This window comes from Marinobacter sp. B-21, assembly GCF_056857895.1.
The window spans coordinates 21,057-38,187 of sequence record NZ_JBSXNZ010000070.1; the positions used below are offsets into that span (position 1 = coordinate 21,057).

The window sequence follows — 17,131 nt, forward strand, 5'->3', positions numbered from 1 at the left end:
TCAGGCGCTCTCCTCCTGTCGGAGAATGGTCAGGACCTGCTGTCGCTGATGTTCTCCGAATGCCTGGATAACTGCCTGTAAGCGCTCGGCATCGTCGCTGACCGCGGCGTCTTCCAGTTGCCGGAAGAAGGTCGCCGTTTCCCCGGTTTCATCCCGGAAATGTTCGAGTGCCACAAAATAGGTGCGACTGATGGCGGGACGGAAATTCTCGAGGGTTTCCTCAAGAAACGGGTTCTCAACCAGACCATAGGCATAGCGCATCACACCGAAGCCGGCGTCAATCACCTGCTCGGCCGCATCTGCCCTGGTGGCATTCAGGGCGTCAATTACCGCCTGCAGTTCGCGCACCTGCCCCATTACCCCGCCAAGCTCCTTACCGGACCAGCGCTCCAGGACCTTGCGCCCGAGCATGCACAACAAATCAATGTAGATATCGTACAGGCTGTTAACGCTTTCGGGGGTCAGGCTTGAGACCACCGCTCCCCGGCGGGGGAAGATCTCTATCAGGTGGCGTCTTTCGAGAATGAGCAACGCCTCGCGGACCGAACCACGACTGACATTCAGCTCCCCCGCCACTTTCAGTTCCTGAATGCGCTCTCCGGGTTTGAGATCTCGCGTGATAATCCGCTGCCCGAGATGCTGGGCAATTTGTTCGGATAGACTTTCCGGGGCCTGAAACCTCATAAAGTTGGTCGCTCACTTCTGCAGACAGCTCAATTACAAGCGCAGAAGTTTACCACACGCACTATTCAGCCCCATCCCCTTGTCTGATATTTTGCTAAGGCGTTGAAGAAGCAGCGGCAAAACGCTGCCGGTTTTTTGACGACGGCGTGTGTATTAAGCTCCACTACCTGGCCCCAATTCTTGGACACCATCCTTACTAACTGTTTTTGTTACTTTTTTATCCTTCCGGAATGGTTTCTGCAGAAAATTAGAACACTGTAAACTTCTGCGACAGAGTGAGCTGTAGTGAAAAACATACCGTCAATCCACAAGTCGGGTTCTCAGCCCCAGAAACTGGCTGCGCTGCGCCAGGCTCATCAGGATTGGAATAGTACCCCGGATGTCCTCACCAGGCTGACCCGTCGCCTGTCTACCACACTTTCCCTGGAACAGCAGCTTGCGATTCTGGCCGACGAGCTGGGCGCGATTGTGCCCTTCGACACGCTCAATTACCGTCACAGAATCGGAAACCAGGATTTCATTTACGCCACCGGCATGGGCGGCCCCCACCGTTGCGAATACCGTTTGGGACTTGAGGGAACGAATTACGGAACTCTGGTATTGCACCGCCGGCAGAGGTTCTCCGAACAGGAGCTTGAGGGTGTCGAGATGATTCTCAGTGCCGCCATCTGCCCGATTCGGAATGCTTGCCAGTACATTGCCATAGAACAGGCCTCCCTGACTGATTCACTGACCGGCATCCCCAACAAGCGTGCAATGGACGACGCCTTGCGGCGTGCCAGCCTGTTATCCGAACGGCATAGTGAGCCCTACTCACTCATCCTGTGCGATCTGGACCATTTCAAGGCCGTCAACGACACCCACGGGCATGTGGTCGGCGACCATCTTCTCCAGATTACTGCCGCAGAACTTGAAAAGGCCGTGCGAACGTCCGACAGCGTCTACCGGTTTGGCGGCGAGGAGTTTGCCATTCTCCTGCCTCACACTGCTGAGCAGGATGCCAAAGACGTAGCCGAACGGGTTCGCGAGGCAATTGCGGCGATTCGGATTGATGGGGGCGAAAAAGAACTTCGGGTAACAACCAGCTGCGGGGTGGCCACCTTCCTGCCCAAAGAATCGGCCCAGGAGTGGCTGGCGCGGGCCGACGAGGCCCTTTACCGCGCCAAACACCAGGGCCGGAACTGCACCCGGGTGTTTGCCACCATTTCCTGAGCCTCAGCTCCGGGGCGTTTTGCTCCGCGGCCGATCGGATTTTGAGGCTCGGCCGGCAGGTTTGGCCGGCCTGGTATCACTGACCGCCCATTTGTTGCCTGACGTCTTCTTGCCGGATCGCCCCGGACTCTTCCGGCGCGAGCGATCATGGGCCGCCTTCTCATCCGGCGTCTTCTGTGGGATATCAACGGTATCGAGCCCGACGCTGCGGCTGAGGGTATCCACAGCCCTCTGGTCGAGTTCCTCCCACTTACCCACTGTCAGGCGACTGGGCAGGAAAACCGGTCCGTAGCGCACCCGCTTCAGTCGGCTGACCCGAACGCCCTGGGATTCCCAGAGACGACGGACTTCCCGGTTACGACCTTCCAGCAAGGTAACGTGGAACCAGCGATTCATGCCACTGCCACCCGCCGGCGAAAGGTCGGTGAACTTAGCCATACCGTCTTCGAGCAAAACACCCTGAAGCAGGCGCTCAATCATGGCATCGTCCACTTCCCCGAAGATACGCACCGCATATTCCCGGTCAATCTGGCTGGAGGGATGCATTAGCCGGTTAGCAAGCTCTCCGTCTGTGGTGAAAAGCACCAGACCGGTGGTGTTGATGTCGAGCCGGCCGATGGAAATCCAGCGGTGTTCCTTCAGCCTTGGCAGGCGATCAAATACCGTCGGCCTGCCCTCCGGATCCTTTCGGGTAGTTACTTCGCCTTCGGGCTTGTTGTAGATCAGCACACGACGCAGCACTTCCGAGGCGCCGGAAACCTCGAGACGTTTGCCGTCAAGTTCAAAACGGTCTTCCACGGTGGCTTTCTGGCCCGGAGCAACGGCCAGGCCGTTTACCGTCAGGCGGCCGGCTTCCATCCAGCCTTCAATTTCCCGGCGTGAACCGATACCCGCCCTGGCAAGCAGCTTCTGGATGCGTTCGGGGCCCTCATGGGTAACCTTGTCTTTTGCGTGTTTAGCTGGGTTTTTCGCCGCTCTGGCGGGTTTTTCGGGGCGCTCTGCCGCCATGAAATCAATCCTTAGTCTCTGACTGATACCCGAATGGCATCAGTGAAGTGTCTGACCCGGAGACTCGTCATCGTTCTCCGCGGCGGGCGACTCAAATTCGATCTCCGCCTGCATGTTCTTTTCGATTTCCCGGCCAATTTCTTCGAGATCCCGGACGTCAGACAGAGGCGGCATCTGATCCAGCCCCGTCAGGTTGAAATAGTCCAGAAACTGCCTGGTGGTCGCGTACATGGCCGGCCGGCCGGGAACATCACGATGGCCGACAACGCGCACCCACTCTCGCTCAAGCAGGGTACGAATGATATTGCTGCTTACCGTAACACCCCGAATATCTTCAATTTCGCCCCGGGTAACCGGTTGCCGATAGGCGATCAGCGCGAGGGTTTCCAGCAATGCCCGGGAATAACGCTGGGGCTTCTCCTCGAACAGGCGGCCAACCCAGGGTGCATACTCCTGCCGGACCTGAAGACGGTAACCGCTGGCCACCCTTTTCAGCTCGAACCCACGGCCCTCGCAGGCACTTTCCAGCAGCACCATGACGTGCTCCATAACCTGCCGGGCCGGCCGCTCCTGTTCAGGAAACAACTCCCGCAACTGGTCAAGAGACAACGGCTTGCCGGCCGCCAGCAGGGCGGCTTCGGCAATCGCCTGGATTCTCAGCAGATGTTCTTCGTTCATGATGATTATCCGTGTTTCCGTGCTTTCGGCCTTGAACAGGACGCTAACTGACCGCCCGGGCGCGTACATGAATCGGCCCCAGGACCTCGGCCTGCACAACCTCAATCAATTGCTCTTTCACCAGCTCAAGCGTGGCCAGGAACGTCACAACAACACCAAGGCGTCCCTCTTCCGCGGTGAACAGGCTTTCGAACGTCACAAAGTGGTCATCCTGCAAAGCAGACAGAATGGCGGACATACGCTCGCGGGTCGACAGCCGCTCCCGTTCCACATGGTGGCTGGTAAACAGGTCCGCCCGCCTCAGTACACCCTGCAGGGCGAGCAGCATTTCCCTCAGATCCACATCCGGATGGGGCTGACTTGAGGGCATTCCCGGCAAAGCCGCAGAGGCGGCAAAGGAATCCCGTTCCAGACGGGGCAACGCGTCAATATCCTCGGCCGCCTGCTTGAACCGCTCATACTGCTGCAGCCGGCGAATCAGCTCGGCCCTCGGATCGACCTCCTCGTCATCGTCGCTCTCCTGCCTGGGGAGAAGCATTCTGGACTTGATCTCTGCCAGGGTTGCTGCCATCACCAGGTACTCTGCCGCCAACTCGAAGCGCATGGCTTCCACGGCGCCGATGTAGTCCATGTACTGCCGGGTGATCTCGCTGACGTCGATATCCAGAATGTTCATGTTCTGGCGGCGGATGAGATAAAGCAGAAGATCCAGGGGCCCCTCAAAGGCCTCCAGGAAAACCGCCAGGGCATCTGGCGGAATGTAGAGATCCCTGGGAAGATCCACCACCGGTTTGCCGGAAACCCGGGCCAGCGGCGACGGATCGGGTGTCGCTTCCTGCCCTTCTGGCGTTACCGGATTAGTGGATTCTTCCGTCATAACCTCTCCCTCCGGACCGGGACTGCATCGTGCAGCACCGGATGGCCGGCCTGTACGGATTCAGCGGTGATGAAGCCCCATGGCCGCCCGGACTTCCTCAAGGGTATCCCGGGCGGCATCACGGGCGTGCTCACGGCCTTCCTGCAGAATCGAATGGACCAGATCCGGGTTGCCCTCATACTCACGCGCACGCTCGTGCAAAGGCCGCTGCTCCTCGACAATGGCGTCGATCACGGGCTTCTTGCAGTCAAGGCAGCCAATACCGGCGCTCCGGCAGCCATTCTGGACCCATTCCTGGGTGTCGGCGTCCGAATAGATCTTGTGCATACCCCAGACAGGGCACTTCTCGGGCTCGCCCGGGTCGGTGCGACGAACCCGCTGAGGATCCGTCTGCATGGTGCGGACCTTCCGGGCAACACTGTCCGGCTCTTCGCGCAGGCCAATGTAGTTGTTGTAGGACTTGGACATTTTCTGCCCGTCCAGCCCGGGCAACCTGGATTCTGGCGTCAGCAACGGCTGCGGTTCGGGCAGAATCACCTTGCCACCACCTTCGATGTAGCCATACAGGCGCTCACGATCGCCCAGGGAGATGTTCTGCTGCTCTTTCAGCAGAGCGCGGGCGGTTTCCAGCGCTTCCATATCGCCCTCTTCCTGATAGCGTTTCTTGAGGGCGCGATACAGTTTGGCGTTCTTCTTGCCCATCTTGACGATGGCGCCTTCCGCCTGTTCCTCAAACCCTGGCTCACGGCCGTAGATATGATTGAACCGACGGGCAATCTCACGGGTAATCTCAACATGGGACACCTGATCAGCACCCACCGGCACCTTGCCTGCCCGGTACACCAGGATATCGGCACTTTGCAGCAGCGGATAACCCAGGAAACCGTAGGTAGCCAGATCTTTTTCCCGCAACTTCTCCTGCTGGTCCTTGAAGGTCGGGATACGTTCCAGCCAGCCAAGAGGCGTGATCATGGACAACAGCAGATGCAATTCAGCATGCTCGGGCACCTGGGACTGAATGAACATGGTGGAGGAGCCAGGGTTCACACCGGCCGCCAGCCAATCAATAACCATATCCCACACACTCTGCTCAATCCCCGAGGGATCGTCGTAGTTCGTGGTAAGCGCATGCCAGTCTGCCACAAAAAAGAAGCACTCGAATTCGTGCTGGAGTTTCACCCAGTTTTTCAGCACACCATGATAGTGGCCAAGGTGAAGCTTGCCGGTCGGACGCATGCCGGACAAAACCCTTTGCTGGGAATCTACAGAACTCAAAGCACGAACTCCTTATTTGGTATCGGAACCGCCATCATAGTTCAGGCGACCCGGCATTATAAATAAAAAACCCCCGCTCTGCAGGGCAGAAACGGGGGTTTTTACTGAAAGAAGGCCAGCTTACCAGCCAGTCACTTCCTTCAGGGCCTTGCCGATCTCGGCCAGGCTGCGGACAGTGCGCACACCGGCGTCTTCCAGGGCTGCAAACTTCTCGTCTGCCGTACCCTTACCACCGGAGATGATGGCGCCAGCGTGGCCCATGCGCTTGCCCGGAGGCGCAGTAACACCCGCGATGTAGGAGACCACCGGCTTGGTGACGTTCTGCTTGATGTAGGCCGCCGCTTCTTCCTCGGCGGTACCGCCGATCTCGCCGATCATCACAATGGCTTCGGTTTCAGGATCTTCCTGAAGCAGCGCCAGGATGTCGATGAAGTTGGAGCCGGGGATCGGGTCACCACCGATACCGATACAGGTGGACTGACCGTAACCGAAGTCCGTGGTCTGCTTGACCGCTTCGTACGTCAGGGTGCCTGAACGGGACACGATACCAACCTTGCCCTTCTTGTGGATGTGGCCAGGCATGATGCCGATCTTGCACTCGTCCGGAGTGATAACCCCCGGGCAGTTGGGACCAATCATGCGAACGCCCTTGCGATCCACATATTCCTTGGCGTACAGCATATCGATGGTCGGGATGCCTTCAGTGATACAGACGATCAGCTGAATACCGGCATCGGCCGCTTCGATGATGGCGTCTTTACAGAACGGCGCCGGAACGTAGATAACGGTCGCTTCGGCACCGGTTTTCTCAACCGCGTCACGCACGGTGTTGAACACCGGCAGTCCCAGATGCTCAGTGCCGCCCTTGCCGGGGCTTACACCGCCAACCATCTTTGTGCCGTAGGCAATCGCCTGCTCTGAGTGGAAGGTGCCCTGCGCGCCGGTAAAGCCCTGACAGATAACCTTGGTGTCTTTGTTGATCAGGATGCTCATTATTTACCCCCTGCGGCTTTAACGACTTGCTCTGCCGCATTCGACAGACTGGTGGCGGCAATGATATTCAGGCCGCTTTCGGCGAGTACCTTGATGCCTACTTCGGCGTTATTGCCTTCAAGGCGAACCACCACAGGAACCTTAACGCCCACTTCCTTGACGGCACCGATAATGCCCTCTGCGATCATGTCGCAGCGAACGATACCACCGAAGATGTTGACCAGAACCGCCTGGACATTGTCGTCAGACAGGATGATCTTGAACGCTTCGGAAACGCGCTCTTTGGTCGCACCGCCCCCAACATCCAGGAAGTTGGCAGGCTGGCCACCGGACAGCTTGATGATGTCCATGGTACCCATGGCCAGGCCGGCACCGTTAACCATACAACCGATGTTGCCTTCCAGGGCTACGTAGTTGAGTTCCCACTTGGCCGCTTCCGCTTCACGGGAATCTTCCTGGGAAGGATCGTGCATCTCGTGGATTTTCTTTTGACGGTACAACGCGTTACCGTCGACACCGATCTTGGCGTCCAGGCAGTGCAGATCACCGGCCGGCGTGATCACCAGCGGGTTGATCTCAACCAGTGCCAGATCGCACTCTTCAAACAGCTTGGCCAGACCCAGGAAAATCTTGGTGAACTGTCCGATCTGCTTGCCTTCGAGACCCAGCTTGAACGCCAGTTCGCGGCCCTGGTAAGGCTGCGCGCCGACCAGCGGATCGATTTCCGCTTTCAGGATCTTCTCGGGGGTTTCCTCGGCAACCTTCTCGATCTCAACACCGCCTTCGGTGGAGGCCATGAACACGATACGGCGGGTGCCACGGTCTACAACGGCTCCGAGGTACAGTTCCTGGTCGATGTCAGTGAGGGATTCAACCAGAATCTTGCTGACCGGCTGGCCATTTTCGTCAGTCTGATAGGTTACCAGCTTCTTGCCCAGCCAGTTCTCGGCAAACTCACGGATCTCGTCTTTGCTCTTGACCAGCTTGACACCGCCAGCCTTACCACGGCCACCCGCGTGCACCTGAGCCTTGACCACCCATGCGTCACCGCCGATTTCACCGGCTGCGTCGACTGCTTCTTTCGGAGTATCACAGGCAATGCCCTTGGATACTGGCAGGCCATATTCAGCGAAAAGCTGCTTGCCCTGATATTCATGCAAATTCATAGTTAATGTCCCGAATTAAAAAATTCCTGGTTTGCGTTACTTCTTCTTGCGGCGGTTGGCAATATGAATCGCGCCACCACCGACGGCCAGAGCTGCCTCATGCACGGACTCGGACAGAGTCGGATGTGCGAAGCAGGTCAGGGCCAGATCTTCGGCACTGGAACCGAATTCCATGGCGATTACGCCCTGGGCAACGATCTCTGAAGCCTGGGGACCAACCACATGGAACCCGACGATACGGTCGGTTTTCGCATCAGCAATGATCTTGACCAGGCCGGATGCCGAGTTTGCAGCCATGGCACGGCCATTGGCGGCAAACGGGAAGGTACCCACGTTGTATTCCTCACCTTCGGCCTTGAGCTGCTCTTCAGTCTTGCCGACCCAGGCCACTTCCGGCGCGGTGTAGATCACGTTCGGGATGCAGTCGTAATTGACCTGAGGCTTGTGCCCGGCAATACGCTCGGCAACCATAATGCCTTCTTCAGAAGCCTTGTGAGCCAGCATCGGGCCACGAACCACGTCACCTATAGCCCAGACACCCGGCGCTTCGGTTTTGCAGTTATCATCCACGAAGATAAAGCCACGCTCGTCCATCTGGACACCGGCATCCTCAGACAGCAGGTTGTCGGTGTAAGGACGACGACCAACGGCAACAATCAGCTTATCGAACTTGGCTTCGTGCTTGCCCTTGGAATCCTCATAGGTCACGTTCACCAGCTTGCGCTTCACTTCCGCGCCAGTCATTCGCGCGCCCATGACAATGTTCAGCCCCTGTTTCTGGAACTGCTTCATTGCGTCCTTCGCAACCTGCTGGTCCACCACCGGCAGGAAGGTGTCCTGGGCTTCCAGGACGGTTACTTCAGAACCCAGACGGGCCCATACACTGCCGAGCTCGAGGCCGATAACACCGGCGCCGATAACACCAAGACGCTTGGGTACTTCGCTGAACTCCAGAGCACCCTCAGAATCGACGATGTAGTCGCCATCAAATGGCGCAGGCGGAATCTGGATCGGCTTGGAGCCGGTCGCCAGAATCACGTTTTCGGCTTCGTAGGTCTTGGCCTTGCCGTCTTTGTCGGTTACTTCCACCTTTCGGTTTGCCAGCAGTTTGCCGTGACCGTGGATGGATGTCACACCGTTGGACTTGAACAGACCCGCGATCCCGCCGGTCAGCTGCTTAACGATGCCACTCTTGCGCTCCATCATCTTCGAGATGTCCATTTTGACATCCTTCGCGATGATGCCCTGCATCTCGTAGTCGTGGTTGGCCTCCTCAAACTTGTGAGAAATCTCCAGCAGCGCCTTGGAGGGAATGCAACCAACATTCAGACAGGTGCCGCCAAGCACCTGCGCTTTGCCGTCTTCTGCGGTCCAGGATTCAACACACGCGGTCTTGAGACCGAGCTGCGCCGCTTTGATGGCGGCCACGTAGCCCCCCGGGCCTGCACCAATGACAATGACGTCGTACTTATCAGACATAATTAATCCCGTTTTCCGATTCGTTAAGTGTCGGCTCAGACGTCCAGCAGAATACGTGCCGGGTCTTCAAGCATTTCCTTGATCGCAACAAGGAACTGAACTGCTTCCTTGCCATCAATCATACGGTGGTCGTAGGAAAGCGCCAGATACATCATTGGCTGGATTTCCACCTTCCCGTTTACTGCCATCGGACGCTCCTGAATCTTGTGCATACCCAGAATAGCGGTTTGCGGCGGATTCAGGATTGGCGTGGAAATCAGGGAACCGAAAATACCACCGTTAGTAATGGTGAAGGTTCCGCCAGTCATATCCTCAATGGCAAGCTTGCCCTCTTTGGCCTTGGTGCCGTACTCGACAATCTTTTTCTCGATGTCGGCCAGACCCATGGCGTCGGAATCGCGAAGTACCGGAACGACGAGACCACGATCGGTGGATACCGCCACACCAATATCCTGATAACCGTGGTAAACCATGTCGTTACCGTCAATAGACGCGTTTACCGCAGGGAAGCGCTTCAGGGCTTCGGTCGCCGCCTTGGTAAAGAAGGACATGAAGCCCAGCTTGATACCGTGGCGTTTGACGAAGCTGTCCTGGTATTGCTTGCGCAGCTCCATGATCGGTGCCATGTTGACTTCGTTGAAGGTTGTCAGCATGGCAGCGCTCTGCTGCGCGTTAACCAGTCGCTTGGCGATGCTGGCACGCAGGCGGGTCATCGGGACACGCTTCTCCGGCCGTTCGCCGGAGGACACACTCACCTCTGGCATATCGGCAGCCGGCTTGGGCACTGCTGCACCGCTGGAAGACTTCGCGCTTTCCACGTGGCTCTGAACGTCTTCCTTGGTTACACGGCCATCTTTGCCGGTACCCTTGACCGCGTTCGGGTCAACGTTGTTTTCTTCGGCCAGCTTACGGGCCGCCGGGCTCAGGATGGCATCGCCGGAAGCGGCATCGCTCTTGGCCCCTTCCTTCGGAGCCTCTTCCCTGCTCTCTTCTTTCTTGCTTTCCGCAGGCTTGGATTCGCCCACTGCGCCTGCCTTGAACTTGCCGACGACTTCACCGCTTTCAACGGTATCGCCTTCGTTCTTGAGAATTTCTTCAATAACGCCATCAGCAGGCGCTACAACTTCAAGAACGACCTTGTCGGTTTCGATATCGACAATCAGTTCGTCGCGTGAACAGGCTTCACCCGGCTGCTTGTGCCAGGTCGCGACAGTACCCTCTGCGACCGACTCCGGGAAAACGGGGGCTTTAATCTCAGTTGACATTACAGATCCTTAGTTCGGTAGCTCGTCAAATTTCAAACGCGTCGTTAACCAGTTTCTTCTGCTCTTCAATGTGCGCAGACATATGCCCACAGGCAGGCGCAGCGGAAGCATCACGACCGGCATACTGAAGGTACAGCTTGGGATTCTTGCGATGCAGGGCATTACGCATGTGATGCTGGCTGCAGTACCAGGCACCCTGGTTCATCGGCTCTTCCTGGCACCAGACAACGTGCTTGAGCTTGCTGTAATGGCTCAGGAGTTCATCAAGATCATCACCCGGGAACGGATAGAGCTGCTCGATGCGAACGATGGCGACGTCGTCGCGCTCGGCGGCTTTCTTTTTCTCCAGGAGATCGAAATACACCTTGCCGCTGCACATGATCAGGCGCGTCACTTTCTTCGGGTCCGACGGCTCCTTCTCGGGAAGTACCGTCTGGAAGGTGCCGCTGGTCAGATCATCCAGATCAGACGTAGCTTCCTTGTGCCGCAACAGGCTCTTCGGCGTAATTGCGACCAATGGCTTGCGCAGTGGGCGCTTGACCTGACGACGAAGCATGTGGAACACCTGGGACGGCGTTGTCGGCACACATACCTGGATGTTGTGTTCGGCAGACAGCTGCAGGAACCGCTCAAGACGTGCCGAACTGTGCTCTGGCCCCTGACCTTCGTAGCCGTGCGGCAGCAGCAGGGTCAAACCACAGAGGCGCCCCCACTTGTGCTCACCACTGGTCAGGAACTGGTCGATCACCACCTGGGCGCCGTTGGCAAAGTCACCGAATTGCGCTTCCCAGACCACAAGGCCGTCCGGCGCGGTGGTTGAATAGCCGTACTCGAACGCCATGACGGCTTCTTCAGAGAGCAGTGAGTCGTAGAGCTCGAACTTCGGCTGGTCTTCGGACAGTTGCTCAAGCGCAATGTGCGTTGAACCATCTTTCTGATTATGCAACACCGCGTGACGATGGGAGAACGTACCCCGGCCGACGTCCTGACCCGTAATACGAATCGGATGGCCCTCGTTTATCAGCGTTGCATAAGCCATAACCTCGCCATAACCCCAGTTAATGGGCAAGGCACCTGCCGTCATCTTCTCGCGATCTGAAACAATCTTGGAAACCTGACGCTGGATACTGAACCCCTCCGGAACCGAGGTCAGCTTCTTACCGAGCTTCTGGATCGTCTTCAGGGCCACACTGGATTTGCACTTGGCGGTCCACTCGTGACCGAGGTACGGCGTCCAGTCGACATAGAGCTCCTTGTTGGGCTCCTTGACCAGCGACTTGACCACGTGCTCGCCGTTATCCAGCGCATCACGGTAGTCGTTCTCCATCTGCTTGGCTTCGTTCTCGCTGATCACACCAGCCTCCATCAGCTGGTCAGCATAGAGGTTGCGGGTCGTTTTCAGCTTGCGGATCTTCCCATACATGACCGGCTGGGTCGCTGCAGGCTCATCCGCTTCGTTATGACCGCGGCGGCGGTAGCACACCAGATCAATAACCACGTCGTTTTTGAACTCGTTGCGGTAATCCATGGCCATCTGGGTAACGAACATAACCGCTTCAGGATCGTCCGCATTCACGTGCAGGATCGGTGCCTGGATCATCTTGGCGACGTCGGTACAGTATTCCGTAGACCGCGCGTCTTCCTGCTTGCTGGTGGTGAAGCCGACCTGGTTGTTGATGACGATATGGATGGTGCCGCCAACACCGAAACCACGGGTCTGGGACATCTGGAAAGTCTCCATCACCACGCCCTGACCGGCAAAGGCCGCATCGCCGTGCATGATGATCGGAACGACCTTGCTGCCTTCATTGTCATTGCGACGGGTCTGGCGGGCGCGAACAGAACCTTCAACCACCGGAGACACGATCTCCAGGTGAGACGGGTTAAAGGCCATGGCAAGGTGAACCTCACCGCCGGGGGTCATCACGTTGGATGAGAAGCCCTGATGGTATTTCACGTCACCGGAACCGGAAGCAGCCAGCTTCTTGCCTTCAAACTCGTCGAACAGTTCTTTCGGGTTTTTGCCGAGGGTGTTCACCAGAACGTTCAGGCGGCCACGGTGTGCCATACCAAGAACAATCTCTTTGGCGCCGTATGAGCCTGCACGCTGGATCAGCTCATCCAGGCAGGGAATCAGACTCTCGCCACCTTCAAGGCCAAAACGCTTCACGCCCGGATAACGGGAGCCCAGGTATTTCTCCAGACCCTCGGCGGCGGTCAGGCGCTCCAGGATATGCTTGCGGGTCTTCGCCTCGTACTCCGGCCGTGAGCGAACCGGTTCCATACGCTGCTGAAACCAACGCTTGATGCGGGTATCGACGACGTGCATGTATTCCGCGCCGATACTCTCGCAATAAGTCTGACGCAGCCCCTTAACGATGTCTCCGAGCTTCATGGTCTCGGAGCCAAGATTCAGGGAGCCGGTATGGAATTCGAGATCGTTATCGGAATCCGAAAGTTCGTGAAACGACGGATCCAGATCCTCTACCTGAGGACGCTGCCATACGCCGAGCGGATCCAGCTTTGCTTCCTGATGACCACGGAAACGGAAGGCGTTGATCAGCTGGAGAACACGAATCTGCTTTTTGTCTGCGTCGGACGTAGCACTGGCGGGAACACCGCCGCTGGTGAGAAAGCGCTGATTGCGAGAGATGTGTTCAAACTGTTCGCGGATGGAAGAGTGCGCAATGTCACGGCCCTGATAGCCATCGACACTGGGAAGCTTGTCAAAATAGCTTCGCCATTCTTCAGGAACGGCATTGGGGTCTGTCAGGTAGGTTTCAAAAAGCTGTTCAACATAGGCGAGATTACCACCCTGCAGGTGGGAAGTCTGCCATAACTGCTCCATTATGCTTTCGTGCATCTTGAATAGCTCACCTTGGGCTGGTGCGGGGAGCCCGGTATGGTCGGCCAGGGGTAATTCTCAGTCAATACGGGTTTTTACGGGATCGACTTTGGCCACCACACCCGACATGGATGTTTTCCGTTCCCCGGTGGTTTTTGTACTCAGCAAAGCGGGGTGAAAACTTGATAAGTTCCCGCCACGGCTTGCGTAGTGTGCACCCGGGTAAGACTTTTGACTATAAGCCTTTGGTTGAAGGCCCCGCAAATTGCGGGGCCTTCCGGGTACTAACCTTGTCAGAACAGTATAGCGTCTGTCTGAACTCCTGCCGCTTAAGTGGCCCGTTGCAGCAGAAGATTCCGAATGTGGCCGATAGCCCTTGTGGGGTTCAGGCCCTTCGGGCAGACACTGACACAGTTCATGATGCCCCGGCAGCGGAAAACACTGAACGGGTCATCCAGATTGGCAAGACGCTCTGCCTGAGCGGTGTCGCGGCTATCTGCGAGGAAGCGGTAAGCCTGCAGCAGCCCTGCCGGGCCGATAAACTTGTCCGGATTCCACCAGAACGACGGGCAGGCTGTGGAACAGCAGGCACAGAGAATACACTCGTACAGACCGTCCAGCTTTTCCCGGTCCTCGGGAGACTGAAGGCGTTCGATGGCTGGCGCCGGCTTGTCGTTCACCAGGTACGGCATGACCTTTTCGTACTGCTTGTAGAAGAGGCTCATATCGACCACCAGATCACGAATGACAGGCAGACCCGGCAGCGGCCGTAGCACCAGCTTGTCATTCTTCACAACCTGGGAAACGGGCGTGATGCAGGCCAGGCCGTTCCTGCCGTTCATGTTCATGCCATCCGAGCCACAAACGCCTTCACGGCAGGAACGGCGGTAGGCCATCGAGGGATCACGCTCCTTGATGAGGTTCAGAACATCGAGGACCATCAGATCCTTACCTGCCGGAATCTCGACATCCACGTCCTGCATATAAGGCGCATTGTCGGTTTCCGGGTTATAACGATAAAGGCTTACTAACATTTTCAACGTCCCCCTTAGTAAGTCCGGATCTTCGGCTCAAACGTGTCTACGGTCTTCGGCGCAAAATTCACATCACGCTTACCAACACGCTTGTCCAGCGGGAAGTACATGGAGTGCTTCAGCCAGTTTTCATCGTCACGTTCGGTGAAGTCATTCCGGGCATGGGCACCCCGGCTTTCCTTACGCTCAATGGCTGAAATGGCGGTAGCCAAAGCCACTTCGTACAGGTTGTCCAACTCCAGCGCTTCAATGCGGGCAGTGTTAAAGGCGTTGCTGGTATCTGCCAGTCTGGTGTTACGAACACGCTCACCGATGGCTTCCAGCTTTTTCAGACCCTCTTCCATGCTCTTACCGTCACGGAATACACCAAAATACAGCTGCATGCAGTTCTGGAGATCCTTGCGAACCTCGGCCACACTTTCACCCTCAGAGGCATTGCTCAGACGGTCGAGGCGAGCCATGGCACGCTTGATGTCCTCCTCGCTGGCGCCGTCTACCTCGAATCCGCCACGCAGCTGCTCTTCGATGTGCAGACCAGCTGCGCGACCAAACACAACCAGATCCAGAAGGGAGTTACCGCCCAAACGGTTGGCACCGTGTACCGATACACAGGCCGCCTCACCACACGCGAACAGCCCGGGAATTGCCTTGTCATTACCATTTTCGTCCTGGGTCAGGGCCTGACCACCGACGTTGGTCGGGATGCCGCCCATCATGTAGTGACAGGTCGGAACCACCGGAATCGGCTCTTTCACCGGATCCACATGGGCAAAGGTACGGGACAGCTCGCAGATGCCTGGCAGACGCAGATTCAGGGTTTCTTCACCCAGATGGTCCAGCTTCAGCAGAACGTGGTCCTTCTCGGGTCCACAACCGCGCCCCTCCAGAATCTCGATGACCATCGCCCGGGCGACAACATCACGGCCCGCCAGATCTTTTGCGTTCGGAGCATAGCGCTCCATGAAGCGTTCACCTTCAGCGTTGATCAGGTAACCGCCCTCACCCCGACAACCTTCCGTTACCAGCGTACCGGCACCGTAGATACCAGTCGGGTGGAACTGCCACATCTCCATATCCTGCATCGGGAAACCGGCGCGCAGCGCCATGCCGGCTCCATCACCAGTATTAATCAGGGCATTCGTTGTCGATGCGTAAATACGGCCTGCACCGCCTGTCGCCAGAACCGTCGCCTTGGACTTGATGTAAACCACTTCACCGGTTTCAACCTCAATGGCAACAACACCAACAACCTCATCCTTGCTGTTCTTGACGAGATCTACCGCATACCACTCATTAAGGAAGGTGGTCCCACCCTTGATGTTGGCTTGATAGAGAGTGTGCAGAAGCGCATGACCGGTACGGTCGGCCGCGGCACAGGTACGCGCCGCCTGAGTCGGGTTATCCGGACCCTTGGACTGGCCACCAAACGGACGCTGATAGATACGACCCTGTTCGGTACGGGAGAACGGCAGCCCCATGTGCTCCAGCTCAAAGACGGCCTGAGGGCCGACCGAGCACATATATTCAACGGCGTCCTGGTCGGCGATGTAGTCCGAACCTTTCACCGTGTCATACATGTGCCAGCGCCAGTCGTCGTTGGGATCGGCACTTGCGATCGCGCAGGTAATCCCGCCCTGGGCAGACACCGTGTGCGAGCGGGTCGGGAATACCTTGGTAATACATGCAGTATTGACACCAGACTCTGTCAGCTGCAGCGCAGCACGCATTCCAGAACCGCCACCACCGATAACGATCGCGTCGTAAGACATGGTCTTGATATTAGCCATCAATTAAAGCCCCCAAAGAATCTGAATGCCCCAGACCACATATACAAACATGGTCAGACCACAAGCTGCCTGCACTATAAACCTCGGGCCCACGGCCTTGATGTAGTCAGTGGTTACCGTCCAGAGACCTACCCAAGCGTGCGCACCGATAGAAAGCAGTGCCAGCAGGGTAAAGATACGGAACCAGGTCTGATCAAACAGGGCCGACCAGGTGTCGTAGTTGACATCAGAGGTCAGCAGAAAGCCGAACAGGAAAATTGTATACAAAGCAAGTACGTAGGCAGTTACCCGCTGGATCAGCCAGTCGAAAACACCACTGCGACCCAGGTTCGTGACGCTGTTTACCATACCCAGACTCCTGCCAGAACGATGAGAATAACGGAAACCACAATCGTGATCTTCGAGGCGAGGCGGCCGCTCTCGAGCTCTTCACCAATGCCCATATCCATGAACAGGTGTTTGATACCTGCAACCAGGTGGTACAACAGAGCAGACAAGATGCCCCAGGTGATCAGCCTGGCAAGGAAGCTGTCCAGCAGTTCACTTACGCGGCTGAAGCCCTCTTCCCCGGACAGGGAAAGCTGGAGTCCGTATAGCATGAACGCAACACCAACAAAAATGATGATGCCGGTGATGCGGTGCAATATGGACGTAATGGCTGGCAGCGGAAAATGAAACTTGCTGAGATCGAGATTTACTGGTCGTTTGCTATTCACAGCGCTCTCACACTCTCTCTTGGATCCGCGGGACCGGAAAACCGGGTGCGGATGGTTGGTATGTAAGGATCAGCGTGCAGATACGAAACCGGCACACGATTGGCTCAGGAGG

At 57.0% G+C, this 17,131-nt stretch carries 15 protein-coding genes; 1 reads left to right on the forward strand and 14 read right to left on the reverse strand.

The window, feature by feature from the left end; all coding sequences use genetic code 11:
• Positions 1–684 carry a GntR family transcriptional regulator gene (locus tag AC13C0_RS09290; RefSeq protein ID WP_117616960.1) on the reverse strand — a complete coding sequence of 228 codons (684 nt, stop codon included), beginning with the start codon at positions 682–684 and terminating at the stop codon, positions 1–3.
• Between the two features lie 285 nt (positions 685–969).
• Here AC13C0_RS09290 and AC13C0_RS09295 point away from each other — a divergent pair, with 285 nt between their 5' ends.
• On the forward strand, positions 970–1,896 hold the full coding sequence (locus AC13C0_RS09295; protein ID WP_117616959.1) for a GGDEF domain-containing protein: 927 nt from the start codon (positions 970–972) through the stop codon (positions 1,894–1,896).
• 3 nt (positions 1,897–1,899) lie between these two features.
• Here AC13C0_RS09295 and rluB read toward each other — a convergent pair whose 3' ends face one another.
• The 13 genes from rluB to sdhC all read right to left on the reverse strand — a co-directional run bounded on the left by rluB (position 1,900) and on the right by sdhC (position 17,019).
• Positions 1,900–2,904: a 23S rRNA pseudouridine(2605) synthase RluB gene (gene rluB / locus AC13C0_RS09300; RefSeq protein ID WP_117616958.1), complete on the reverse strand. Its 1,005-nt coding sequence runs from the start codon at positions 2,902–2,904 to the stop codon at positions 1,900–1,902.
• A 39-nt stretch (positions 2,905–2,943) separates the two neighbouring features.
• Positions 2,944–3,582: an SMC-Scp complex subunit ScpB gene (gene scpB, locus AC13C0_RS09305; RefSeq protein WP_117620231.1), complete on the reverse strand. Its 639-nt coding sequence runs from the start codon at positions 3,580–3,582 to the stop codon at positions 2,944–2,946.
• Between the two features lie 43 nt (positions 3,583–3,625).
• Positions 3,626–4,459, reverse strand: coding sequence for a segregation and condensation protein A (locus AC13C0_RS09310; protein ID WP_117616957.1), 834 nt, complete (start codon positions 4,457–4,459; stop codon positions 3,626–3,628).
• A gap of 60 nt (positions 4,460–4,519) precedes the next feature.
• Positions 4,520–5,734, reverse strand: a complete 1,215-nt coding sequence (locus AC13C0_RS09315) for a tryptophan--tRNA ligase (protein WP_117616956.1) — start codon at positions 5,732–5,734, stop codon at positions 4,520–4,522.
• A 120-nt stretch (positions 5,735–5,854) separates the two neighbouring features.
• Positions 5,855–6,727, reverse strand: a complete 873-nt coding sequence (gene sucD / locus AC13C0_RS09320; protein WP_117616955.1) for a succinate--CoA ligase subunit alpha — start codon at positions 6,725–6,727, stop codon at positions 5,855–5,857.
• Positions 6,727–7,893: an ADP-forming succinate--CoA ligase subunit beta gene (sucC, locus tag AC13C0_RS09325; protein ID WP_117616954.1), complete on the reverse strand. Its 1,167-nt coding sequence runs from the start codon at positions 7,891–7,893 to the stop codon at positions 6,727–6,729. Before sucC ends, sucD begins: the two co-directional genes overlap by 1 nt.
• Before the next feature lie 36 nt (positions 7,894–7,929).
• Positions 7,930–9,372: a dihydrolipoyl dehydrogenase gene (gene lpdA / locus AC13C0_RS09330; RefSeq protein ID WP_117616953.1), complete on the reverse strand. Its 1,443-nt coding sequence runs from the start codon at positions 9,370–9,372 to the stop codon at positions 7,930–7,932.
• 35 nt (positions 9,373–9,407) lie between these two features.
• Positions 9,408–10,637, reverse strand: coding sequence for a 2-oxoglutarate dehydrogenase complex dihydrolipoyllysine-residue succinyltransferase (odhB, locus tag AC13C0_RS09335; protein ID WP_482954305.1), 1,230 nt, complete (start codon positions 10,635–10,637; stop codon positions 9,408–9,410).
• Between the two features lie 25 nt (positions 10,638–10,662).
• Positions 10,663–13,500, reverse strand: coding sequence for a 2-oxoglutarate dehydrogenase E1 component (locus AC13C0_RS09340; protein WP_117616951.1), 2,838 nt, complete (start codon positions 13,498–13,500; stop codon positions 10,663–10,665).
• 311 nt (positions 13,501–13,811) lie between these two features.
• Entirely contained in the window at positions 13,812–14,516 is a 705-nt protein-coding gene (locus AC13C0_RS09345; RefSeq protein WP_117616950.1) for a succinate dehydrogenase iron-sulfur subunit, read from the reverse strand.
• 14 nt (positions 14,517–14,530) lie between these two features.
• Positions 14,531–16,303 (reverse strand): succinate dehydrogenase flavoprotein subunit, encoded by a 1,773-nt coding sequence (gene sdhA, locus AC13C0_RS09350; RefSeq protein WP_117616949.1) that lies wholly within the window; start codon positions 16,301–16,303, stop codon positions 14,531–14,533.
• A gap of 3 nt (positions 16,304–16,306) precedes the next feature.
• Complete coding sequence (gene sdhD / locus AC13C0_RS09355) at positions 16,307–16,651, reverse strand: succinate dehydrogenase, hydrophobic membrane anchor protein (protein WP_117616948.1); 345 nt, start codon at positions 16,649–16,651, stop codon at positions 16,307–16,309.
• Positions 16,645–17,019 carry a succinate dehydrogenase, cytochrome b556 subunit gene (sdhC, locus tag AC13C0_RS09360; protein WP_117616947.1) on the reverse strand — a complete coding sequence of 125 codons (375 nt, stop codon included), beginning with the start codon at positions 17,017–17,019 and terminating at the stop codon, positions 16,645–16,647. The genes sdhD and sdhC overlap by 7 nt, the downstream gene beginning before the upstream one ends.
• Between the last annotated feature and the right edge of the window lie 112 nt (positions 17,020–17,131).